General features: G+C 68.8%; 22 protein-coding genes. 12 read left to right on the plus strand and 10 right to left on the minus strand.

Annotation, left to right across the window (positions count from 1 at the left end; genetic code table 11):
* Positions 1-54 precede the first annotated feature (54 nt).
* The 6 genes from AC57B5_RS05455 (at position 55) to fur (ending at position 3895) form a co-directional block, all read left to right on the plus strand.
* Positions 55-453, plus strand: coding sequence for a Fur family transcriptional regulator (locus AC57B5_RS05455; protein ID WP_013802518.1), 399 nt, complete (start codon positions 55-57; stop codon positions 451-453).
* A 66-nt stretch (positions 454-519) separates the two neighbouring features.
* Entirely contained in the window at positions 520-1740 is a 1221-nt protein-coding gene (zigA, locus tag AC57B5_RS05460; RefSeq protein WP_034393333.1) for a zinc metallochaperone GTPase ZigA, read from the plus strand.
* Positions 1741-1786: 46 nt separating this feature from the next.
* On the plus strand, positions 1787-2677 hold the full coding sequence (gene folE2, locus AC57B5_RS05465) for a GTP cyclohydrolase FolE2 (protein WP_013802516.1): 891 nt from the start codon (positions 1787-1789) through the stop codon (positions 2675-2677).
* A 44-nt stretch (positions 2678-2721) separates the two neighbouring features.
* Entirely contained in the window at positions 2722-2871 is a 150-nt protein-coding gene (ykgO, locus tag AC57B5_RS05470; RefSeq protein WP_013802515.1) for a type B 50S ribosomal protein L36, read from the plus strand.
* Positions 2868-3428, plus strand: a complete 561-nt coding sequence (locus AC57B5_RS05475) for a gamma carbonic anhydrase family protein (RefSeq protein ID WP_013802514.1) — start codon at positions 2868-2870, stop codon at positions 3426-3428. The genes ykgO and AC57B5_RS05475 overlap by 4 nt, the downstream gene beginning before the upstream one ends.
* 17 nt (positions 3429-3445) lie before the next feature.
* Complete coding sequence (fur, locus tag AC57B5_RS05480) at positions 3446-3895, plus strand: ferric iron uptake transcriptional regulator (protein WP_013802513.1); 450 nt, start codon at positions 3446-3448, stop codon at positions 3893-3895.
* Here fur and AC57B5_RS05485 read toward each other — a convergent pair.
* The 7 genes from AC57B5_RS05485 to AC57B5_RS05515 all read right to left on the minus strand — a co-directional run bounded on the left by AC57B5_RS05485 (position 3882) and on the right by AC57B5_RS05515 (position 10325).
* Positions 3882-4667: a DNA alkylation repair protein gene (locus AC57B5_RS05485; RefSeq protein WP_123693169.1), complete on the minus strand. Its 786-nt coding sequence runs from the start codon at positions 4665-4667 to the stop codon at positions 3882-3884. The genes fur and AC57B5_RS05485 overlap by 14 nt on opposite strands.
* Complete coding sequence (locus AC57B5_RS05490) at positions 4664-5155, minus strand: MarR family winged helix-turn-helix transcriptional regulator (RefSeq protein ID WP_012205483.1); 492 nt, start codon at positions 5153-5155, stop codon at positions 4664-4666. Before AC57B5_RS05490 ends, AC57B5_RS05485 begins: the two co-directional genes overlap by 4 nt.
* Before the next feature lie 23 nt (positions 5156-5178).
* A complete protein-coding gene (locus AC57B5_RS05495; RefSeq protein WP_496398950.1) occupies positions 5179-6711 on the minus strand; it encodes a PepSY domain-containing protein in 1533 nt (510 codons plus the stop codon).
* A gap of 14 nt (positions 6712-6725) precedes the next feature.
* Positions 6726-8933, minus strand: coding sequence for a TonB-dependent receptor (locus AC57B5_RS05500; protein ID WP_496399433.1), 2208 nt, complete (start codon positions 8931-8933; stop codon positions 6726-6728).
* Between the two features lie 122 nt (positions 8934-9055).
* Positions 9056-9427, minus strand: coding sequence for a DUF2946 family protein (locus AC57B5_RS05505; RefSeq protein WP_496398951.1), 372 nt, complete (start codon positions 9425-9427; stop codon positions 9056-9058).
* 9 nt (positions 9428-9436) lie between these two features.
* On the minus strand, positions 9437-9889 hold the full coding sequence (locus tag AC57B5_RS05510; protein WP_043796166.1) for a DUF192 domain-containing protein: 453 nt from the start codon (positions 9887-9889) through the stop codon (positions 9437-9439).
* Positions 9890-10103: 214 nt separating this feature from the next.
* Positions 10104-10325: a hypothetical protein gene (locus AC57B5_RS05515; RefSeq protein ID WP_012205488.1), complete on the minus strand. Its 222-nt coding sequence runs from the start codon at positions 10323-10325 to the stop codon at positions 10104-10106.
* A gap of 209 nt (positions 10326-10534) precedes the next feature.
* On the opposite strand from AC57B5_RS05515, the gene icd reads away from it, so the two are divergent.
* Positions 10535-11797 carry an NADP-dependent isocitrate dehydrogenase gene (icd, locus tag AC57B5_RS05520; RefSeq protein ID WP_013802507.1) on the plus strand — a complete coding sequence of 421 codons (1263 nt, stop codon included), beginning with the start codon at positions 10535-10537 and terminating at the stop codon, positions 11795-11797.
* 66 nt (positions 11798-11863) lie between these two features.
* Here the strand turns inward: icd and AC57B5_RS05525 are convergent, their stop codons facing one another.
* Complete coding sequence (locus AC57B5_RS05525) at positions 11864-12631, minus strand: DsbA family protein (protein WP_123693178.1); 768 nt, start codon at positions 12629-12631, stop codon at positions 11864-11866.
* A 137-nt stretch (positions 12632-12768) separates the two neighbouring features.
* On the opposite strand from AC57B5_RS05525, the gene AC57B5_RS05530 reads away from it, so the two are divergent.
* The 3 genes from AC57B5_RS05530 (at position 12769) to mnmH (ending at position 15815) form a co-directional block, all read left to right on the plus strand.
* Complete coding sequence (locus AC57B5_RS05530; protein WP_496398952.1) at positions 12769-13356, plus strand: retropepsin-like aspartic protease family protein; 588 nt, start codon at positions 12769-12771, stop codon at positions 13354-13356.
* 37 nt (positions 13357-13393) lie between these two features.
* Positions 13394-14524 (plus strand): serine hydrolase domain-containing protein, encoded by a 1131-nt coding sequence (locus AC57B5_RS05535; protein WP_496398953.1) that lies wholly within the window; start codon positions 13394-13396, stop codon positions 14522-14524.
* A gap of 226 nt (positions 14525-14750) precedes the next feature.
* Entirely contained in the window at positions 14751-15815 is a 1065-nt protein-coding gene (gene mnmH / locus AC57B5_RS05540; protein ID WP_313234219.1) for a tRNA 2-selenouridine(34) synthase MnmH, read from the plus strand.
* A 27-nt stretch (positions 15816-15842) separates the two neighbouring features.
* Here mnmH and AC57B5_RS05545 read toward each other — a convergent pair whose 3' ends face one another.
* Positions 15843-16478, minus strand: a complete 636-nt coding sequence (locus AC57B5_RS05545) for a LysE family translocator (protein WP_013802502.1) — start codon at positions 16476-16478, stop codon at positions 15843-15845.
* A 126-nt stretch (positions 16479-16604) separates the two neighbouring features.
* Between AC57B5_RS05545 and AC57B5_RS05550 the strand changes: the two genes are divergently transcribed.
* Positions 16605-18134, plus strand: a complete 1530-nt coding sequence (locus tag AC57B5_RS05550; protein WP_496398954.1) for an aminotransferase-like domain-containing protein — start codon at positions 16605-16607, stop codon at positions 18132-18134.
* A 112-nt stretch (positions 18135-18246) separates the two neighbouring features.
* Positions 18247-19044, plus strand: coding sequence for a hypothetical protein (locus AC57B5_RS05555; protein WP_496398955.1), 798 nt, complete (start codon positions 18247-18249; stop codon positions 19042-19044).
* A 9-nt stretch (positions 19045-19053) separates the two neighbouring features.
* Here the strand turns inward: AC57B5_RS05555 and AC57B5_RS05560 are convergent, their stop codons facing one another.
* A complete protein-coding gene (locus tag AC57B5_RS05560) occupies positions 19054-21489 on the minus strand; it encodes a TonB-dependent siderophore receptor (protein ID WP_496398956.1) in 2436 nt (811 codons plus the stop codon).
* Positions 21490-21599: the final 110 nt, after the last annotated feature.

Raw genomic sequence — 21599 nt, forward strand, 5'->3', positions numbered from 1 at the left:
CTGTTTTGATGCAGGGCAAGGACGCCGCCCGCCCTTTTTGACCAGGAAACCACCATGTCCCACTCCCTGACCACCAAGCAACAACGCGTGCTCGACACGCTGCGCCAGGCCGGCGCGCCGCTGACGGCCTACGCGCTGCTCGACCAGTTGCGGGACCACGGTTTGACGGCCCCTACCCAGGTCTACCGCGCGCTGGACAAGCTGGCCGAGCAGGGCGTGGTCCATCGCCTGGAGTCGCTGAATGCCTATGTCTGCTGCTCGCATCCGGACGAGGGCAGCCATGATTTCTCGGCCTTTGCGATCTGCGACAGCTGCGGCCAGGTCGATGAGTTCGTGGACGACGCGCTCAACCGCTGCCTGGGCAGCTGGGCGCATGGCCATGCGTTTGCGCTGGCCCATTCGAACATCGAGCTGCATGGCAAGTGCTCCGCCTGCACCGCGCTCCCCGCCTGAGACCCCTCCCTGCGCATGCGGCCGCAGTGCCCGCCGCGCGATCCCTGTCCCTGTTCGAGAGATTCCATGATGCATACCGTAGCGCCGGTTCAGCCGCCGCATGCCCGATTGCCTGTGACCGTGCTGTCGGGTTTTCTGGGCGCGGGCAAGACCACCTTGCTCAACCACATCCTGCACAACCGCGAAGGGCGGCGCGTGGCCGTCATCGTCAATGACATGTCCGAGGTCAACATCGACGCGGCCCTGGTGCGCGATGGCGGGGCCGACCTGTCGCGCACCGACGAAAAGCTGGTGGAGATGAGCAACGGCTGCATCTGCTGCACGCTGCGCGAGGACCTGCTGCTGGAGGTGGCGCGGCTGGCGGGCGAGGGCCGTTTCGACCAGCTGGTCATCGAGTCCACGGGCATCTCCGAGCCGCTGCCGGTGGCCGAGACCTTCACCTTCGCGGGCGAGGACGGACGCAGCCTGGGCGATGTGGCGCGGCTGGACACCATGGTGACCGTGGTCGATGCCTTCAACTTCCTGCACGACTATGGCTCGCGTGACAGCCTGCGCTCGCGCGGTGAATCGCTGGGCGAGGAGGACCGCCGCACCGTGGTCGATCTGCTGATCGAGCAGGTGGAGTTCTGCGATGTGATCGTGCTCAACAAGATCGACCTGGTCACCGAGGAGGACTGCACGCGGCTGATGGCCATCCTGCGCGGGCTCAACCCGCGTGCCAGGCTGGAGATCGCCTCCTTCGGCCAGTTGCCGCTGGACCGCGTGCTCGATACCGGGCTGTTCGATTTCGAGGAGGCCTCCAGGGCGCCGGGCTGGCTGCAGCAGTTGCGTGGCACGCACCAGCCCGAGACCGAGGCCTATGGCGTTGCCAGCTTTGTCTACCGCGCCCGCCGCCCCTTTCATCCCCGGCGCTTCTTCGGCCTGGTGCAAAGCGAATGGCCGGGAGTGGTGCGCTCCAAGGGATTTTTCTGGCTGGCCAGCCATCCGGCGCTGGCCGGTTCCTGGTCGCAGGCCGGCGCCGTGGCCCGCCATGGGCCGGCCGGCCACTGGTGGGCCGCCGTGGAGGCCGAGCGCTGGCCGCGCGACCCCGAAAGCGTGGAGCGCATCCTGGACAAATGGGTCGATGGCGTGGGCGACGCGCGCCAGGAACTGGTGCTGATCGGCATGGGCATGGACGAGGACGCGCTGCGCGCCCGCCTGGACGAGTGCCTGCTGACCGATGCAGAAATGGCCCTGGGCCCGCAGGCCTGGGCGCAATGGGACAACCCGTTTCCCGACTGGAATTGAACGAATACCGCGCCGGCCTGGGTCGGCGCGGCCACTGGAGCCCCGAATGCCTGCACCTCTTCCCGATGTTTCCCTGACCGATCCCGCGCCCAGCCTCAGCCCGCTGCAATGGGTGGGCATGCAGGGCATAGACCTGCCCGTGACCGTGGCCGAGCCCGGCTACTGGCGCGAGCTGCATGCGCGTGCCGATGTGCAGGTCGATCTTCCTGCGGCCCATGTCAAGGGCATACACATGTCCCGGCTGTACCGGCAACTGGACAGCCTGGCCGAGGAATCCGCGCTGTCTGCCCTGGCGCTGCGCCATGCGCTGCAGGCCATGATCGACAGCCACCTCGACTGCCAAAGCCGCAGCGCCCGGATGCGCCTGTCGCTGGACCTGCTGGCCCAGCGGCCCGCCCTGGTCACCCACGATCTGTCGGGCTGGAAGTCCTATCCCGTGCGCCTGGACGCCACGCTGGCGCAGGGCGTGTTCCAGCTGCGGCTGCAGGTGAGCGTGGGCTATTCCTCGACCTGCCCCTGCTCGGCGGCACTGTCGCGCCAGTTGCTGGAGCATGGCTTTTTGCAGGCCTTTGCGGGCGAGCCCCTGGTGGAGCCGGACCAGGTGGCTTCCTGGCTGCGCCGGCATGGCACGCTGGCCACGGCACACAGCCAGCGCAGCGAGGCCCAGGTCAGCGTGGACCTGGCCTGTGATGGGCCGGACCTCGGCATCCTGCCCCTGATCGCCCGCGTGGAGCAGGCGCTGGGCACGCCCGTGCAGACCGCGGTCAAGCGCGCCGACGAGCAGGCCTTTGCCGCGCTCAACGGCCGCAACCTGATGTTTGTCGAGGATGCGGCGCGCCGCATACAGGCCGCACTGGAAGGCATCTACGCCCGGCCGCGCGTGCATGTGCGCCACATGGAGAGCCTGCATCCGCACGATGCCGTGGCCTGGGCATGACCGGCGAGCCGGCACCCGTTTCTCTACAACCCAAGGAGTTTTCCATGCAAGTTCTCTCGTCACTCAAGGAAGCCAAGCTGCGCCATCGAGACTGCCAGGTGGTGCGCCGCCGCGGCCGCATCTACGTCATCTGCAAGAGCAACCCGCGCTTCAAGGCCCGCCAGGGCGGCGCAAAGAACAGGCGCAAGGGATGATCCGCAAGAACCCGCGCGGCGACCTGCCGCGCATCCATGCCAGCGCCTTCGTGGACCCCACCGCCATCCTGTGCGGACTGGTGGTCGTGGAAGAGAACGTCTTCATCGGCCCCTATGCGGTGATCCGTGCCGACGAGATGGATGCGGACGGCCACATCGACCCCATCGTGATCGGTGCGCACTCCAACATCCAGGACGGGGTGGTGATCCACTCCAAGTCCGGCGCGCGCGTCAGCGTGGGGCAGCACACCTCGATCGCCCATCGCGCCATCGTCCACGGGCCCTGCACCGTGGGCAATGGCGTGTTCATCGGCTTCAACAGCGTGCTGTTCAACTGCGTGGTCGATGACGGCTGCGTGGTGCGCTACAACGCCGTGGTCGATGGATGCCACCTGCCGCCAGGCTTTTATGTGCCGTCCACTGCGCGCATAGGCCCGGAGACCGACCTGTCCACGCTGGCCCAGGTGCCCGCCGACGCCAGCGATTTCTCCGAGGACGTGGTCCGCACCAACAACGAATTGGTGCGCGGCTACAAGGCCATCCACAATGAGTTCTGACCGGCCGGGAGGGCTGCATGTCCGATTCCGCTGACCTCAAGAACCTGGGGCTGAAGGCCACGCTGGCGCGGCTGTGGGTACTGGACATCTTTCGCCACGGGGACCAGCGGCATCTGGCGGCGGAGGAGGTCTACCGCCAGCTGCATGACCAGGGCCGGGGCACCAGCCTGGCCACGGTCTACCGCGTGCTGGCGCAGCTGGAGCAGGCCGGCATGCTGCGCCAGCAGCGCTTTGCGGCGGGCAAGGCGGTCTATGAACTCGACGACGGCGAGCACCATGACCACCTGATCTGCACGCGCTGCGGCCTGGTGCAGGAGTTCCACGATGCCGTGATCGAGCAGCGCCAGAAGCTGCTGGCGCGCTCGCATGGCTTTGCCATCGTGGAGCACTCCCACATCCTCTACGGGCGCTGCATCAAGCCCGACTGCGAACGGCTGGCGGGCCGGCAGGAGGCTAGCTCTCCTTGAGGCTGCGCTGCGCACGCTCGCAGATGCGGCGCGTGGCGGGCACGGGCGATTCCTCGAGCCATTGCGCGCACAGGGCGCGCACCCAGTCGGGCCGGCTCTTGGCCGCGTCGTTGAGCCAGTTGGCCACCGAGTCCTGCACATAGGGCGAGGCATCGGCGCGCAGCCGCTGCAAAAGGGGCAGGGCGATCTCCGGCTGCTGCTTGAGCGCCGCGATATGGCTGCACCAGACGCCGCGCGGCCGCAGGGCCTCGCTGGCGAAACGGCGCAGGCGGTCGGAGGGCCGCCTTGTCCACCGGGACAACTCGGCCACGGCCTGCGGCAGATCGCTGGCCAGATGCGGGCGCACGCCCATCCACGACCATTCGCGCACGCCGAAATGCGAGTCATCGGCCAGCGGCTGCAGCAGTTCCAGGCGCTGGCTCAGGGTCAGGCCCGGCTGCGCACCGGCCATGAAGCAGGCCCAGCCGCGCACCGTGTCAGAGCGGTGCGTGAGGCAGCGCTGCCAGCCGGCCTGGCCCAGCGCCTGCCACAGCAGGCCGCCAATGCACTCCATGCGCTTGAGAATGCCCAGCTGGCCCAGCGCCTGCGCCGTGTCCTCCAGTTGCGGCCACGCGTCGGGAAAGACGGCCTGCAGCAGCCGGGCCTGGTCCACGGCCAGGCTTTCGGTCAGCGTGGCGGTCTCTATCTCGCCAAGGGACAGGGCCTGCAGCAGTTCGGGAGTTATATCGGCCGTGCGGTTGGCGCCCTTGCGCCGGGGGGCGGGCGCCGTCATGCGCTGGCCTCCACGCCTGCGGCGGCCTTGGCCAGCAGCTTTCCCAACTGGCCGCGTTCGGCGGGCGACAGGTTGGAAAACAGGCCGGCGATCCATTGGCTGTGCCGGGCAAACAGCTTGCGCGCCAGCTGGCGGCCCTTGGCGGTGAGCTGCACGCGCAGCGCTCGGCGGTCGGCCGGGTCGGGCAGGCGCTCGGCCAGGGCCTCGCGTTCCAGGCCGTCCAGCAGGCCGGTCACGGTGGCGCGGGTGATGCCGGCCTGCTCGGCCAGGTGGTTGGGCGCCAGCCCTTCGCTGGCGGATTCCAGCAGGAACAGCAGCACGAAGCGCCCTTCGGACAGGCCATGGGGCGCCAGCAGCGCGGCGCAGTCACGGTCGATGCGCGCAGCCAGGGACAGGGTCTGGAAGCACAGCCGCATGCTGTCCACGTCGTCCAGCTTGCGGCGCTCGGCCTCGGCCAGCAGGGCCTGGTATTTCTGTTCGAGTTGCATGCGGCAAGCATACAGTATGGTGGCTAACCATGTGGCTGCGCCTCCAGGCAAGCAGTGGCCTGTGCGCGAAGGCTGCGCCTGCGGCGCAGCCTTCGCACGCCTATGAGCACGCCCGTGGCGCTCATCAGCAGGCCGCCCAGGCTGAAGGCCAGCAGCAGCCCATCCCACAGCGGCCGGCGCTGCAGCAGCGGCAGCCAGTCCCAGCTGTGCAGCATGGCGAACAGCCAGCGCTTGAGGCGCTGGGTGCCATCCAGCCGGCCCAGCACCTGGCCCGTGTGCGGGTCGATGTGCACCCAGCTGGCCGCGGCATCGCCAAAGACCACGCGCAGCACGGGCAGGGGCTTGTCATGGCCGCCCATCATGGTGTGCTCGGCGCGCTCGTACCAGTACAGGTCGTGCGCGGTCAACCATTCGCTGCGCAGCACGGGGGCGTCGATCAGCACGGCCGCGCGGTCCAGCAGGGCCTCGCGCGAATGGGCCACGGGCGCGGCGCTGGCGCTGTCCAGCACCAGGGGCGTACCGGCTGCGGGCTGGGCCAGCACCTCGGTGCGGCCTGCGGTGCGCAGCCAGCGCAGTTCGCGCACGGGGCCGCGCGCTGCGGCGATCAGCGACTGCGGCGTGGCGTCGTCCCCGGTCAGGCGCAGCGGGCCCTGCTGCCACCGGGCCATGTGCAGTGGTGGCGTGCCCGTGTCGAACAGGCGCCAGGGGTTCATGGACATCAGGCCGCTGAAGATCCAGGCCAGCGTGGTCAGCGCAAACAGCAGGCCCGCCACATGGTGCCAGCGCATGGCGAGGCCCGGGTAGGGCGTGCGCCGGCCGCTGCGGTAGGGCTGCCTGAACCGCCAGCGCATCACCCCGACCACGGTGCCGGTGATGGCCACGGCAATGCCGACCAGCGACAGCACGTTGACGATGTCGGCCCAGGCGCCATCAAAGGCATTGCCCCGGAACATGTACAGCCAGTGCAGCCAGGCGCCCAGGTAGTTCCAGCCGCGCTCGGTGCGCGTGGCATCGCGCACCACCTCGGCCGTGCGGCCGGAGATGTAGAGCAGCGTGCCCTGGGCATCATCCAGTTGAACGCGGTGCAGGGGGCGGTGGATGTCCAGCGCGCGCGAGTGGCTGAAGGCATCCTCATCCACCGTGCCCAGGTAGTGCAGGCCCGTGCCGTCCCCCGCGAAGGCGCGGGCGCTGGCCAGGGCCTGCGCCTCGCTGGTGGCGGGCAGCACCTGGCCGCTGGCCGCATCAATGGCCACGGGCTGGCGCCGCCCCTCGGGCGTGGCCAGGTAGCTGGCACGGCCGGCGCTGCCGGCATGCAGGCGCAGGTCCTTGAGCGGGCCCTCGATGCCGGCCGCGCGCAGCGCCTCGGCGGGCGCGAGCAGGGCGGCGTTGCCATCGAGCGGGGGCAGGTGGCGCAGCCGTTCGGCCTCGGTGAGCTTGGGGTAGCCCACGTACATCATCACCATGCCCGAGACAAACCACAGCGCAAAGAACAGGCACACGGCAATGCCCAGCCAGCGGTGCAGCAGGAACAGCCAGCGTTTGAGGTGAAGGCGCATGGCGCGGCCCTCTCTCAGAACGCCACGCGCAGCGTGATATCGGCCGTGCGCGGCGCCCCCAGGTAGGCCATGGTGCTGGTCAGGCTGGCGGCGTAGACGCGGTCCGTGGCATTGCGCAGCCGTGCAACCACGGTCATGCGCGGGTCGATCCGGTAGCTCAGGCCCAGGTCCAGCAGCGTGTAGGCGGGCCAGGACAGGGTATTGGCCGCATCGGCATAGATGCCTCCCACGCGGCGCAGCCCGGCATTGACCTCCAGCGCCGGCGTGATGCGGTAGCTGGTCCAGAGGTTGAGCACGCTGGCGGGCGTATTCGTGGGCCGCTTGCCGGCCAGGGACACGCCGCCTTGCTGGTAGTTGTCATAGCGCGCGTCCACATGGCTCCAGTTGCCCTGGACCGACCAGCGCGGCGTGGGCGCCAGGCCCATGGACAGCTCCACCCCGCGCGAGGACTGCTGGCCCACCAGCACCGTGCGCGTGCTGTCCTGCGGGTCCTGGGTGGAGATGTTGCGGCGCGTGATGTGATAGACCGCCAGCGCCGCCGTTCCCTTGCCCTGCCAGAACGACAGCTTGCTGCCGGCTTCCACCTGGCGGCCCGTGGTCAGCCTGGTGTTGTTGATGGCGTCGGCAAACGAGGCGCCCATCAGCATGCCCGACGGCGGATCGGCCGCCGTGGAGAACTGGGCGTAGAGATTGGCCTCGGGCGTGGCATCCCAGACCAGGCCCACGCGCCCGGTCGTCGGGCTATAGCTGCGGCTGTAGCTGGCGGGCAGCGCGGGCGTTACATCGCGCCGGTTGGTCAGGTCCACGTCGATGCGTTCATGGCGCAGGGCGGTCAGCAGGTGCAGGGCCGGGGTGAGGGCCGTGCGGTTTTCCAGGTACAGCGCGGTGGTTGTGACCTTGTTGTCGCGGTCGGGCCTGAAGCCGGGCGCCATGCCGGGAATGTCGTAGAAGTTCTCTGTCGTGAAATCGTAGGGATTGACCGTGCTCACCGTGCCCGACAGGCTGTTCGGAAAGCGTGTCTGCCGGTTCACGCTCACATCCAGGCCAAAGGCCCATTCGCTGCGCCGGCCGGCCAACTCGCCCAGGTAGCTGCCTTCGATGCGGTCGCCCACCATGCGCTGGTCATGGCGCTGCAGCAGCGCGGCCGAGCGCACCACCGCGCTGTTGTCGGGCGTGAAGCGGTAGGTCTCCACGTTGCGGTAGTCGCGCAGCGCGTCATAGGCGTAGAAGGTGTTGCTCAGCTTGAGCCGGTCGCTGGCCCGCCATTCGGTGATGGAGCGCAGCCACTGCACGCGCTGGGCATACAGACCGTCGGCGCTGTTGTAGTTCTTGCCGAGGGTGGCCTCGTCAATGCGCGCCTGGCCGCGCAGCGGGTTGAGCAGCGGCGTGCCCCAGTAGGGGCGGTCCACGCGCTCATGCTGGGCTTCGTAGGCCAGGGTGTGCGTCAGGCCGCCACCCAGGTCGGACAGCAGCGAGGCCGCCAGCTGCGTGGAGCGCGACTGCGTGCCGCCCACCCAGCTGCCGGCGTCGCGGTGGTTGAGGTCCAGGCGCAGGTAATGGGTGGTGCCCTGGCCTTCGCCGGCATCGCCCAGGCGGCGGTTCAGCCCGACGGAGGCTTCCTTGAGCCCATAGCTGCCCAGGCGCAGCTGGCCTTCGGTGAAGCTGTCGCGCTGGGCCAGCTTGGTGATGTAGTTCAGCGTGCCGCCCACGCCGCCTGCGCCGTAGAGAAAGCCGGAAGCGCCGCCAATGGCCTCCACCCGGTCGTAGATCCAGCTGTCCACGGGCCGGGCCGCAATGGAGTACTGCAGATTGATGCCGTTGAACAGCTGGCTGACCGACCCCGTGCCGAAGCCCCGGTAGCTGATGCCGATGTTGCCGGGCGGGCTGTAGGCCGTGACGCCCGGAATGGAGCGCAGGATCTCCTGCGTGTCCTGGGCGCCGCGCGCCTCGATGGCGGCGCGGTCCACGATGTGCACCGAGGCCGGTGTCTCGCGCGCCGTCAGGCCCAGGCGGCTGGCCGTGCCCACGGTCTTGTTCAGCGGCAGCAGACCGTTGGCGTCGGCCGTGGCCTGGTCGGAGACTTCGACGGCGGGCAGTGCCGCCTCGGCCAGGGCCTGCGCGTGCGCGGCAGGTGCCCATGCGGCGCCCAGCGCGCAGCACAGCGCCGTGGCCAGGGGATGGAGACGAAAGGCGTGCGTGGATGCGCGCACCGGCGCCGCCATCGCGGGGAAAGGGGAAGAATTCACGAACTGACTCCGGGTCTTGCACCGCGCATGCGGCGCAGTCCTGGGCCACAGGTGCGGCACAGGCGGGCCGGGCGCGCATCAGCAGGCCCGGCGGCGATTCAAGAGAACACGGCAGTCAGCGGGGGAGGGCCGCGCGCCGGCAGCGGCGCGCGTGTGACGGAGGCAATGTGCGCCGCCACCAGTGGCAGCAGCGCGTGGGCCAGCGGCTGCTCGTGGGGCACGGCCATCGCCGGCAGGGCCGGCGGCGGTGCGCCAGCGGGCAGGCACATGGGGCAGTCAAGCTGGTGGTGGCCCATGCCAGGGGCCGCGCTGTCGCCCAGCGCCACCAGCTTGACGTCGCCGCTGGCCGTGCAGACCAGCTCGAATCCCTGGGGATGGACCAGGGGTGAGGCCACGGCAACGCCCAGCGTCACGGCAAACCAGGCCAATATCAGCCGGGTGAGCCAGAACGAGGAGCGAAGCGCTTGCATGGGGCGTGATTATGGCTTGGGGGCTGGCGTCGGTGTGAACAGACTGCCGCCCAGCTTGACGCCAGCCTTCAGGCCGCGCTTGGCGAACCAGCCCTGGTTCATCTCCAGCACATAGCGCACGGGCTTGGCCGAGCAGTGCGAGTCCTCGGTCATGGGCTTCATGTCGGCCAGGTTCACGATGGTGCCGTCATCGGCCACGAAGGCGGCGGTCAGCGGCAGCAAGGTGTTGCGCATCCAGAAGCACTGCACGGCGGGCACCTCGAAGACGAAGATCATGCCCTCCTGCTGGGGCATCTCCTGGCGGAACATCAGGCCGATGGCGCGCTCGCGGTCCGAGGCGGCCACCTGGGCATCGATGCGGTGGATTCCGGCCGTCAACTCCACGCGGCGCAGATTCATCTGGGGGTTGCCCTGGGGCTGTGCGCCTGCCGATACGGCGGCGCCAGCCAGGCAGGCGGCCATGAGCAACCGCTGCAGCGCGCGGCGGGAAAGGGATGTGTGGAGGGGTGTCGAAGGCTTCGTCATCTTGCACATTCTGTCGCAGGGGGCGCGTGGCCGGACGCAAAAATCGGCCTGGCCGGGCCATCATGGCCGGGCGGGCGGCAAAAAGCCCGCAGTGCATTGCTGACTTGCGGGCTTTTTTGAGGGGATGCCTGCTGGCATCCCTTGGCATGGATCAGGCCACGGCCTTGTGTGCCTTCTTCGTGGAGCGCTTGGCGTGCTTCTTGCCGGAGTGCTTGCCGCTCTTGGCGACCTTGGCCTTCTTGGCTGTGTGAGCGGGAGCAGCTGCGGAAGCGGCCGTGGGAGCCGACATCGGCGCTTCGGGTGCTGCGGCGGCCTGTGCGAAGGCGCCTGCGGCAAACGAACCGGCGATCAGGACAGCGAGGAGTTTTTTCATATATGCCATTTCCTAGAAAAGCGGTAGAAGCCAAGTTGAATCAGACAACGGTGCGAAATTCTTGATGCACCGCACATGCTCAACGCGTTTACTGTATCGCCGTTGACAGGAGGGCGGCCCGATTGTCGTTAGAATTTTCTGCACCAAATTCGTGCCCGATCCGGGCATTCACTCTTGCCTCGTGCACCAGCCAACGGAGACCCGTCCCCATGAACCGCTTCCAGCACATCCAGGTGCCGGCCGAGGGCCAGAAGATCACTGTCAACGCCGACATGTCGTTGAACGTGCCAGACCAGCCCATCATTCCTTTCATTGAAGGCGACGGCACCGGCGTGGACATCACGCCCGTGATGATCAAGGTGGTGGATGCCGCCGTGGCCAAGGCCTATGGCGGCAAGCGCAAGATCCAGTGGATGGAGGTCTTCGCGGGCGAGAAATCCACGCGCATCTACGGCCCCGATGTCTGGCTGCCCGAGGAAACCATGCAGGCCCTGCGCGAGTACGTGGTCTCCATCAAGGGCCCGCTGACCACGCCCGTGGGCGGCGGCATCCGCTCGCTGAACGTGGCGCTGCGCCAGGAGCTGGACCTCTACGTCTGCCTGCGCCCCGTGCAGTACTTCAAGGGCGTGCCCTCGCCGCTGAAGGAGCCCGAGAAGACCAACATGGTCATCTTCCGCGAGAACTCCGAGGACATCTACGCGGGCATCGAGTACGAGGCGCGCAGCGACAACGCCAAGAAGCTCATCGACTTCCTGGTCAAGGAAATGGGCGTCAAGAAGATCCGCTTCCCCGAGACCTCGGGCATCGGCGTCAAGCCCGTGTCCATCGAGGGCACGGAGCGCCTAGTGCGCAAGGCCATCCAGTACGCCATCGACAATGACAAGCCCAGCGTGACCCTGGTCCACAAGGGCAACATCATGAAGTTCACCGAAGGGGGCTTCCGCGACTGGGGCTACGCGCTGGCCGCGCGCGAGTTCGGCGCCCAGCCCATCGACGGCGGACCCTGGCTCAAGTTCAAGAACCCGCGCACGGGCCGCGACATCGTCATCAAGGACTCCATTGCCGACGCCTTCCTGCAGCAGATCCTGCTGCGCCCGGCCGAGTACTCGGTGGTGGCCACGCTCAACCTCAACGGCGACTACATCTCGGACGCGCTGGCGGCCCAGGTCGGCGGCATCGGCATTGCGCCCGGTGCCAACATGTCCGACTCCGTGGCCTGCTTCGAGGCCACGCACGGCACGGCCCCCAAGTACGCGGGCAAGGACTATGTGAACCCGGGCTCCGAAATCCTCTCGGCCGAGATGATGCTGCGCCACATGGGCTGGCGCGAGGCGGCCGACCTGGTCATCAGCGCGCTGGAAAAGGCCATCCAGAGCAAGCAGGTGACCTACGACTTCGCCCGCCTGATGGACGGCGCCACCCAGGTGTCGTGCTCCGGCTTTGGCGAGGTGATGATCTCCAAGATGGATTGACGGGCGCCCGCGCTCCATGAAAAAACCGCGCCAGGGCGCGGTTTTTCTTTGGTGGTCGTTGACGGGTCAGCTCTTGGGCAGCGCACAGCCATCGGGCCCGCAATCCTCGCCTTGGGGCGCGGTCTGCTCGCCGGCGGTGATGGCCGCAACCTGCTGCACCCACTCGCCCAGCTGCGTTGCCCAGCCCTGTGCATCTCCCAGCCAGGGTCCGATGTCGATGCGCTGTATGGCGCGCTGGCCCGGCTGCTCTGCCTCGGGGTGGTCGAACTCCAGCGCGAAGGTCGGGAAACCCTGGCCCTGGGCCAGCTCCAGCCATTCGCGCGCCTGGGCGATATGGGCCTGGGTGGCGGCGCCCGAAAGGCGCTGGAAGGCGTCGGTGAAGGCCGCCACGTCCAGGCCCAGGTCCCGGGCCAGTTCCAGCAGCACGGCCGGATCGCTGATGCGCCGGCCTTCCACGTAGTGGGCCTGCTGCTGGCGCGCCAGCATGTCCAGGCCCCGGCCCGCCAGTTCCTCGGCGGCCAGCAGCGCCGTGGTGGGCGGTTCGGAGTCCAGCACGGCGCCCAGGTCGTTGAGCAGGCCGTCGAAGTAGGCCGTGCCGAAGGGCTGGCCCGTCATCTCGGCAATGCGCTGGTCGTGCGGCATCACGTGGCCGCGCCAGTCGGCCGTAATGGTGCGGGTATGGGCGCCCGTGAGCATGCCGCCGCCATGCCATTGCAGCGTGACGCCGGGCACGCTGCGCGCGGCCTTGACCAGGGGCGCGGCGGCATAGCACCAGCCGCACAGCGGGTCGAAGATGTAGTGGAGGACAAAGGGCGGCTGCGCGGTCGTGGTCATGGCAGGAGCGGGCTGTGATGAAGGCGCCCACTGTAGCGGCTATTGGCTTGCCCGTGACGGGGCAGGGCCGCAGGCAGAATGGGCGACTGCCGCCGTGCAGCCACCGTGCTGCCATCGTCGATCCCGTCTGCATTGCCATGCGCCTCAAATCCACGCCGCCTCCGCCCGATCCGTCCGATCCGTCCGCTTCCTCCGCCCCGGCCGCCGAGCCCAGCGTCCAGTCCGTCGCCCGGCGCGGCATGCTGGGTTTTCTGCTGTTCTGGCTGCTGGTCATGGGCGTGCTGTACTGGGCCATGCAGATGTACCTGAAGCCGGCCGGCGTCAAGGTCCAGGCCGATGGCACGGTGGCCATTGCGCGTGACCGCGACGGGCATTTCCGCGTGGAAGGGGCCGTCAACGGGCAGCCCGTCATGTTCCTGGTGGACACGGGAGCCAGCATGGTCGGCGTGACCGAGCCGCTGGCCGAGCGCGCAGGCCTGGACGGCGGCGAGCCGGTTCGCTTTCGCACCGCCAATGGCGAGCGCGACGGCCGCATGGTGGTGGCCGAGCAGGTGCGCGTGGCCTCCCTGGTGGTCAGCGGCCTGCGCGTGGGCACGGGCTATACCGGCAGCACGGACAGGGATGCGCTGCTGGGCCAGAACTTCCTGCGCCAGTTCGATGTGGAAATACGCGGCGACCGCATGCTGATCCATCCGCGCGGCAGCGGGTCTTCGCCCAAGCGGTAAGTACGTAAGGCAACTAATTAAGTTAAGGGAGAGGGACATGACAAGCAACGGCTTTCGCACCGACAGGCGCAGATGGCTGCAGACGGGCGCAGCCCTGGCGGCGCTGGGCTGCACGGCCTGTGCCAGCGTGGGGCAGGGCGGTGCCTTTTCCACCGGCACCGGCACCGGCACCGGCACCGGCCTGGCCGAGGACCTGGGCGAACGCCTGGACCAGGGCGTGCAGCGCGGAGAACTGGCGAACCTGCACGCCGTCGTCGTGATGCGCCACGGCCGGCTGGCGCTGGAGCGCTATTTCGAGGGCGAGGACGAGCGCTGGGGCGAGCCGCTGGGCAAGGTGGCCTTCAACGCCGACTCCCTGCACGATGTGCGCTCGGTCAGCAAGAGCGTCGTCGGCCTGCTCTACGGCATGGCCTTGGCCGACGGCAAGGTGCCCGCGCTGGACACGCCCCTGGTCCAGGCCTTTCCCGCCTACAGCGATCTGGCGGCCGATGAGGGCCGGCGCGCCATCCTGGTCTCCCATGCCCTGGGCATGACCATGGGCCTGCAATGGGACGAGGACCTTCCGTATTCCGACCCGCGCAACAGCGAAATCGCCATGGAGCGCAGCAGCGACCGCTACCGCTACGTGCTGGAGCAGCCCATCGTCGCCCCGCCTGGCGAACGCTGGTGCTACAGCGGCGGGGCCACGGCCCTGCTGGGCCATCTGATCGCGCAGGGCAGCGGCATGCCCCTGCTGGACTATGCGCGGCACAGGCTGTTTGCTCCGCTGGGCATCGACAAGGCCGAGTGGACGCCTGGCACCAACGGCGAGGCGGCCGCCGCCTCCGGCCTGCGCCTGCGGGCGCGGGACTTGGCCCGCATCGGCCAGCTGGTGCTGCAGCAGGGCGAATGGCAGGGCCGGGCGCTGGTACCCCGGCATTGGATTGTGCAATCCATTCAGCCGCGCGTGGACGCCTGGCCCGGCCTGCGCTACGGCCACCACTGGTACGTGGGGCAGACCCGCGCCGGCCTGGCGTACTACATGGCCATCGGCCTGGGCGGCCAGCGGCTGGTGGTCGTGCCCCAGCATTCGCTGGTGTATGCCGTCTTCATGGGCAACTACGACAGCCCCCAGCAGGTGCAGCGCGTGGCTGCCGTGCAGGGCCTGATCGCCGCTGCCTTGCGTTGACTGCCTTGCCCTGACAGCCGTGCGCGGGCACGGCGGGCGTGCGAGAATCCCGCCTTCCAAGGTCGGCCGCATGCCCGGCTCGCGCAAGCAGGGCGCGAAGCGGGGCGGGCCGGTGCGTGTCGAGGCTCGATCCACTTTCCTGGTTCCGGTGCCGGCCCATGAGCCCCTGAGGCCATGGCGCCGGTTGTTTCTGCCTCCCGCATGATCGCCAGATCACCGTTTGCCCGTGTCCCACCGCCAGCCCATCCGCATCGCCGACCGCCACCAGTTCGACACCCTGATCGACGCCCGCTCGCCTGCCGAATTCGCGCAGGACCACATTCCCGGTGCCATCAACTGCCCCGTGCTCGACAACGAGGAGCGCGCCCGGATCGGCACCATCTACAAGCAGGTCAGCCCCTTCGAGGCCAAGCGCCTGGGTGCGGCCATGGTCTCGGCCAACCTGGCGCGCCATCTGCAGGAAACCTTCGCCGACAAGCCCGCCAACTGGAAGCCGCTGGTCTACTGTTGGCGCGGCGGCCTGCGCAGCGGCTCCATGGTCACCTGGCTGCGCCTGGTCGGCTGGGATGCCCAGCAACTGGCCAACGGCTACAAGTCCTATCGCGGCCATGTGATCGAGCTGATCGACCGCCTGGTGCCCCAGCTGCGCCTGCAGGTGCTGTGCGGCGCCACCGGCAGCGCCAAGACCCGCGTGCTGCACGCCCTGGCCGAGGCCGGCGAGCAGGTGCTGGACCTGGAGGGTTATGCCAGCCACAAGGGCTCCTTGCTGGGCAACCTGCCCGGCGTGGAGCAGCCCAGCCAGAAATACTTCGAGACGCTGCTGGCCCAGCAGTTGGAGAGTTTCGATCCGTCGCGCACCGTGTACGTGGAAGGCGAGAGCGCCAAGATCGGCCGCGTGTCCCTGCCGCTGGTGCTGGTCGAGCACATGCGCCAGTCGCCCGTGATTGCGCTCGATGCCACGCCCGAGGCACGCCTGGCCTACCTGCTGCGCGACTACGCCTACCTGGGCGACGATCCGCAGATGCTGGCCGACAAGCTGGGCTGGCTCAAGGAGCTGCAGGGCAAGGAGACCATCTCGCGCTGGCAGGCCTGGGCGCATGAGCGCAGCCTCTCGCCGCTGTTCTCCGAGCTCATGGCCCAGCACTACGACCCGCACTACGAGCGTTCGCAGGAGCGGCATTTCACGCAGTGGCGCACGCGCCGCAGGGTGCAGGCCGACGACCTCAGCGAGGCCGGCATCGCCGCGCTGGCGCAGCAGATACTGGCGCTGGATGCGGCATCGGCCGCATGAAGCAGCCGCGTGGATCAGGCGTTTGAATCAGGCGTGTGAATCTGCCAGCACCGGGTACAGCGACAGCAGCAGCAGGGCGGCCATGCCCCAGTTGAAGCGGCGCAGTGCCTGCGGTGAGCGCAGCGCGCGCCCCACGGCGCTGCCGAACAGCGTCCAGACGCTGACGCTGGGATAGTTCACGATGCCCAGCACCAGCGCCGCCAGCACCAGGTTGATGAAGAAATCCTCGCGCGGCGTGTAGGTGGCAATCACGCCGATGGCCATGATCCAGGCCTTGGGATTGACCCACTGGAAGGCCGCCGCCTGCCAGAACCCGAAGGGCCGGGCACCCGCGTTGCCGCCGTCGATGCCGCCGCTGCCCGCGATCTTCCAGGCCAGCCAGACCAGGTAGGCCGCGCCCAGGTACTTGAGCGCGGTGTAGATCACCGGCAGCCGCTGGAACACCGCGCCCAGGCCCGCGCCCACCAGCAGCACCATGACCACCACGCCCAGGGTGATGCCCAGCATGTGGGGCACCGTGCGGCGGTAGCCGAAGCTGGCGCCCGAGGCCGTCAGCATCACATTGTTGGGGCCGGGCGTGACGGAGCTGACGAAGGAGAACATGGCCAGCGGCAGCAGGAACGAGGTGTGGGCGGTATCGAAGGGCATGGTGGCAACAGGCATGGCAGGGAATCCGGCGCCCTGTCTGCGCATGCCGCAGGCCGCGGCGCCGTCAGGCCATGCTAATGGCAGTGTTCGGTACAGTAGCAGTACACTTTGCCAGAACAATTTGCCAACTGGCCTGCTCACATGACCCTGACACTTGATCCCGCAGCCACGCCGAAGGAAGCGCAGGCACAGCAGACACCGCAGGCACCGCGCGCATCCTCAGATACGGCTTTCCAGGCCGCTGCGCCCTGGCGCCCGCTGCGGTCTTCCGACCTCTCGCTGGTGGACCAGCTGGTGGACCACTACGGCGGCCTGATCCGCCACCACGGCCTGCGCGCGGGCTCGCGCCTGCCTTCCGTGCGTGCCCTGGCGCAAGAGGCGGCCGTGAGCCGCGACACCGTGGTGCAGGCCTATGACCGGCTGGCCGCCCAGGGCCTGGTGCATTCGCGGCGCGGCTCGGGCGTCTTCGTCAGCGCCCGGCGTGCGGCCCAGGCGGCGCCCCGCGCCAGCGATGCCCTGCCTACGCTGGAGCAGGGCGCGGCCTTCGATACCGCCTTTTTGCTGCGCAGCATGTTCCGCGAGGGCATGGAGCATTCGGGGGGCGCGGGCATGCTGCCGCCGGAATGGCTGGACCAGGAGATGCTGGCCTCGGCCCTGCGCGCCGTGGGCCGCAGCACGGGGCCGAGCCTGCTGACCTACGGCGTGCCCCAGGGCTATCTGCCGCTGCGCCAGCAGATCGCCTCGGTGCTGCAGGCCCAGGACGTGCCCGCCCATCCCGAGGCCCACCTGATGACCGTGGCCGGCGTCACCCAGGGCCTGGACCTGATCGTGCGCAGCCTGGTGCGGCCCGGCGATACGGTGCTGGTGGAAGACCCGGGCTGGTTCCTCATCTTCGGCCGGCTCAACGCCCTGGGCGTGAACGTGGTCGGCGTGCCCCGCCTGCCCGGCGGCCCCGACGTGGAGGCGCTGGAGCGGCTGGCCCGCCAGCACCAGCCCCGGCTTTTCATCCTGAACACGGCCGTGCACAACCCCACGGGCCAGACCCTGTCGGCCGGCGTGGCCCACGAGGTGCTGCGCATTGCCGAGCGCCATGACTTCTACCTGGCCGAGGACGACACCTACTCCGACTTCCTGCCCGGCGTGCCAGTGCGCCTGGCCGCCATGGACCGGCTGCAGCGCGTGCTCCTGGTCGGCGGCTACTCCAAGACCCTCGCCGGCAGCCTGCGCGTGGGCTATGTTGCGGCGCACACCGACCTGATACGGCGGCTGACCGACCTCAAGCTGCTGGGCGGGCTGACCACGGCGCTGCCGGGCGAGCAGGTGGTGCACCGCGTGCTGGCCGATGGCCAGTACCGCAAGCATGTGGACCGCCTGCGCGAGCGCGTGGACCGCGCGCGCAACCGCTGCCTGCGCATGCTCGAAGCCCTGGACTGCCGCGCGCCGCACGAACCGCAGGCCGGCATGTTCGCCTGGGTGGATTGCGGCGTGGACTCGGAGGTGCTGGCCCGCCATGCCGCGCCGCAGGGCCTGCTGCTGGCGCCGGGCCTGCTGTTTTCGCCCAGGCAGGCCGCGGGCAGCATGCTGCGCATTCCCGTGCCCATGGTGGAACAGCCCCAGACCTGGAAGATCCTCGGCCACCTGCTGGCGCAGCACCGGGGCGGTGGTGGATGACCGGATGGTGCAGCAACACTGCCTGACGGGAGGTTGACGCTGCCGGCGCCAGGGCATGTAAGACAGAGCATCGGGCCTCGGCGCCCCGGTAGTGCGCTGCTATCGTTCCGGGATGACTATTGAGCTTGTCTTGCCAGGGGAGGCCGGCCGCAGAGCCGGGGTGAACGACAGCCAGCCCCGACCGGGAGGCGGCGCGGCGCGCCGCCTGGCGCCGGTGCTGGCGCTGCTGCTGACAGCGGGCTGTGCCGACACGCCCGCGCCGCGCGGCAAGGTGGAGGGCGCCTCGTTCGAGCCCAGCGAAATCGTGCAGTCCGACAGCAACCGCATGGCCACCCTGGCCATGAAGGAGAACCTGGACAGCCTGATGCGCATCATGGACAAGCTCTACCTGCGCAACCCCTCCGAGTGGAAGAAAACCGCCGAAAGCCGCGAGGCCGCATCCGCCTACGTGCGCATCGCCATCAATGAGCGCCAGCCCTGGGCCGACCTGCGCGGCGCCCAGGACGTGGCCGCGCTCTCGCTGGCGCTGCAGCCCGACTTCAAGGGCGACCGCGTGGCCGCCTTCGTCCATGCGCTGGCCGACACCATCATCACCGCCCACGGCGGGCGCACCAGCTTCACCCTGGTCCATGGGCTGGACCCGCAGCTGATCTACAACGCCGCACGCAACGTGGAAGTGGCCAACTGGATACTCAACTCAAGGCGCAATGCCGCAGGCGGGCCGCTGCTGCTGTCCAACCACCTGGGCGACGACGCGCGCAACCTGAGCTTCGAGCGCGAGATGGGCAAGATCATCGGCCGGCTGGACCTGATCGCCAACTACACCACCGAGCGCTACAGGCGCTCCTTCATCGGCTACGGGCAGGGACTGGTGGCGGGGCCGTTCATGCAGTTCCTGCCCGTGCGTTGAGGCGCGGCCTCAGAGCCTGTAGCTGAGCGTCACGGCCACCGAGCGCGGTGCCCCGTAGCGCGCCAGGCCCCCCGACCATGAATAGCCAAGATCCTGGTAGTAGCGGCGGTCCAGCAGGTTGTCCACGCTCAGCTGCACATGGGCATTGGCATTGACCTGGTAGCCCACGCCCAGGCCCAGCAGGGCGTAGCTGCGCTGCGTGGTCTCGAAGCCGGTTTCGCGGCGGAACATCTTGCTTTGCGCATGCAGCGATCCGTACAGGCTCCAGCGCCCGTACTCGCCGGGCAGGCGATAGCTGGTGTAGAGCTTGAGCAGGTGCTGGGGCTCGTCGGTGCTCACGCGCTGGCCGATGTTGGTGGCAATCCGGTCCTTGGTGTAGCGCGCCCGCACATAGGTGTAGCCGGCCGAAACCTGCCAGCCGGGCTGCAGCAGTCCGGACAGCTGCAACTCCAGGCCATCGCTTTGGATCTCGCCGGCCGCGCGAAAGCAACTGATGGCGCCGCTGGTGGGGCAATTGGCATCGTCACGCACGGCACGGTTGCGCTGCGTGATGCGGAACACCGAGGCGCTGGCATGGAGTCGCCCGTCAAAGTACTCGCCCTTGGCGCCCAGCTCGTAGTTGGTGCCTGTCATCGGGTCCAGGGTGTTGCCCCGCACGTCCATCGAGCTTTGGGGCTGGTAGCTCTGTGTCAGGCTGGCATAGACCGAATGCCTGTCATCCACGTCATAGACCAGGCCCGCATAGGGAACGAACCTGGCGCTCTCGTCCAGGCTGCGCTTCCAGTTGGGCGTGCCGGTGTACCAGCCCGTCGTGTCCTGCTCGTACCAGCCCAGACGCCCGCCCAGAATCAGGTGCAGCGGATCGGCCAGGCTGAAGTTGCCGCTGGCGTAGATGGCTTTTTCGCGCGTCTTGCGGCCCCACAGGTCGCCATTGGCAGGCGCCGAGCCGGTCCAGGGCGCGGAGTAGGGATTCCAGTTCGCAATGTCGACGATGCGCGAGGCCGACGACCCCCAGGTCTCGGCCGCACGGGAGCTGTCATTGCGGTAGCTGGCGCCCACGGCGATCTCGTGCGCGCGCCCGAACCACTCGACCGGGCCCCGGGCTCGCAGGTCGGCCACGGTCTGGCGTGTGCCGTAGCGCCAGCCCGTCTCGGACTGCTCCAGCTGTGTGGTCGATCCCGCGACGCGGCTGTTGGTGGTGTTTCGGATATCGGAGTCGGCCTCGACATGGTTGATGCCCAGCTTGACCGTCCAGCCGTTGCGCAGGCGCTGCTCCAGATCAACGAACACGCCATCGTTGTCGCGGTTCTGGAAAGACTCGGCGTTGTTGAGGAAGGTGGAGCGCGGCAGGTCCATATGGCCGCCATCGGGCAGGGTGGGCAGGCCCGTGAACACGCCCTTGGTGCGCGTGCGCTGGCGGTAGGCGCCCAGGCCCAGCGTGGTGTCGGGCGTGAGGTCCGCTTCCACGATGCCGTACAGGCTGGCATTGCGGGTGTTGGTGACATCGACAAAGCTGTCGCTGTCGCGCCAGCCGCCCACCACGCGAGCGCGCACGCTGCCGCTGGCATTGAGCGCACGGCTTGCGTCCAGCGAGGCCTGGCGGTTGTTCCAGCTGCCCAGGCCCAGCGTGGCATTGAGCAGCGGCTGGGCCGTAGGGCGCTTGCGCACCAGGTTGACCGAGCCCGAAGGCGCGCCCACGCCATCCATCAGGCCCGTGGCGCCGCGCACCACCTCCACGCGGTCATACATCAGCAGGTCGGCCGAGACATTGCGCGAATTGAAGCCCGTCACGTCCAGCGGCAGGCCGTCCACATTCACATGCTCCAGCGCAAAGCCGCGCGCGTAGAAGGTGGACTCCGAATCGGACACGGCCGGGTTCTTGGCGTACAGCCCGGGCGTGACCTTGGCAATGTCCTGCAGGGTGCTCAGGTGGAAGTCATCCATTTGCTGGCGCGTCACCACACTCACGGACTGCGGCGTCTGGCGCTGCGACAGGTTCAGCCCCGTGGCGCTGGCCATGCTGGGCGTGGTGTATGAGCCCGTGCCTTCCGTGGCGCTGCTGCGCTCCGCATCGGCCGTCACATTGACGGTCTGCAGCGTGCTGGCGGAAGACGGTGGGGTCGGGCCTGCCGCAGCAGGCAAGGGCGCGGCAGCCTTCAGTGAAAAGCCTCCGCCAGGCTGCTGCACGGCTGCCACGCCGCTGCCCGCCAGCAGTTGCTGCAACCCGGCCGACACGCCGTGGCTGCCGGTCAGCCCGCCCGTGCGCAGGCCCGCCACCAGGGCCGGGTCATAGGACAGGCTGACGCCCGCTGCGCGCGAGAAGCGATCTAGTGCCGCATCGAGCGGACCTGCTGCAATGCTGAAATCGCGCGTGAGCCCTCCGGCCTGGCCTGTGGCCGTCTGCGCCCATGCTGCGCCTGAAGGCGCGAGGGTCGACATCGCCATGCCGATGACGGCTGCTTGCACAAGGGTGACAAGCGGCCGGGGACGCCACTGCGGTTGGCTACCGGGCCTGGGCGGGTGATGACGGGACATGCTGGGTTCTCCTGGATGGA

Source organism: Delftia sp. BGA-UO-ETr-SB1 (genome assembly GCF_059567865.1).

Bases quoted from the DNA above. Each gene is read 5' to 3' on its own strand.
- folE2 (WP_013802516.1), top strand. From the start codon at position 1,787: ATGCCTGCACCTCTTCCCGATGTTTCCCTGACCGATCCCGCGCCCAGC.
- AC57B5_RS05495 (WP_496398950.1), bottom strand. From the start codon at position 6,711: ATGCGCCTTCACCTCAAACGCTGGCTGTTCCTGCTGCACCGCTGGCTG.
- AC57B5_RS05545 (WP_013802502.1), bottom strand. From the start codon at position 16,478: ATGCCTGTTGCCACCATGCCCTTCGATACCGCCCACACCTCGTTCCTG.
- AC57B5_RS05535 (WP_496398953.1), top strand. From the start codon at position 13,394: ATGACAAGCAACGGCTTTCGCACCGACAGGCGCAGATGGCTGCAGACG.
- AC57B5_RS05475 (WP_013802514.1), top strand. From the start codon at position 2,868: ATGATCCGCAAGAACCCGCGCGGCGACCTGCCGCGCATCCATGCCAGC.
- AC57B5_RS05560 (WP_496398956.1), bottom strand. From the start codon at position 21,489: ATGGCGATGTCGACCCTCGCGCCTTCAGGCGCAGCATGGGCGCAGACG.
- ykgO (WP_013802515.1), top strand. From the start codon at position 2,722: ATGCAAGTTCTCTCGTCACTCAAGGAAGCCAAGCTGCGCCATCGAGAC.
- icd (WP_013802507.1), top strand. From the start codon at position 10,535: ATGAACCGCTTCCAGCACATCCAGGTGCCGGCCGAGGGCCAGAAGATC.
- AC57B5_RS05505 (WP_496398951.1), bottom strand. From the start codon at position 9,427: ATGCAAGCGCTTCGCTCCTCGTTCTGGCTCACCCGGCTGATATTGGCC.
- AC57B5_RS05510 (WP_043796166.1), bottom strand. From the start codon at position 9,889: ATGGCCGCCTGCCTGGCTGGCGCCGCCGTATCGGCAGGCGCACAGCCC.
- zigA (WP_034393333.1), top strand. From the start codon at position 520: ATGATGCATACCGTAGCGCCGGTTCAGCCGCCGCATGCCCGATTGCCT.
- AC57B5_RS05555 (WP_496398955.1), top strand. From the start codon at position 18,247: ATGACTATTGAGCTTGTCTTGCCAGGGGAGGCCGGCCGCAGAGCCGGG.
- AC57B5_RS05550 (WP_496398954.1), top strand. From the start codon at position 16,605: ATGACCCTGACACTTGATCCCGCAGCCACGCCGAAGGAAGCGCAGGCA.
- AC57B5_RS05485 (WP_123693169.1), bottom strand. From the start codon at position 4,667: ATGACGGCGCCCGCCCCCCGGCGCAAGGGCGCCAACCGCACGGCCGAT.
- AC57B5_RS05525 (WP_123693178.1), bottom strand. From the start codon at position 12,631: ATGACCACGACCGCGCAGCCGCCCTTTGTCCTCCACTACATCTTCGAC.
- AC57B5_RS05530 (WP_496398952.1), top strand. From the start codon at position 12,769: ATGCGCCTCAAATCCACGCCGCCTCCGCCCGATCCGTCCGATCCGTCC.
- AC57B5_RS05455 (WP_013802518.1), top strand. From the start codon at position 55: ATGTCCCACTCCCTGACCACCAAGCAACAACGCGTGCTCGACACGCTG.
- AC57B5_RS05500 (WP_496399433.1), bottom strand. From the start codon at position 8,933: ATGGCGGCGCCGGTGCGCGCATCCACGCACGCCTTTCGTCTCCATCCC.
- fur (WP_013802513.1), top strand. From the start codon at position 3,446: ATGTCCGATTCCGCTGACCTCAAGAACCTGGGGCTGAAGGCCACGCTG.
- AC57B5_RS05490 (WP_012205483.1), bottom strand. From the start codon at position 5,155: ATGCAACTCGAACAGAAATACCAGGCCCTGCTGGCCGAGGCCGAGCGC.
- AC57B5_RS05515 (WP_012205488.1), bottom strand. From the start codon at position 10,325: ATGAAAAAACTCCTCGCTGTCCTGATCGCCGGTTCGTTTGCCGCAGGC.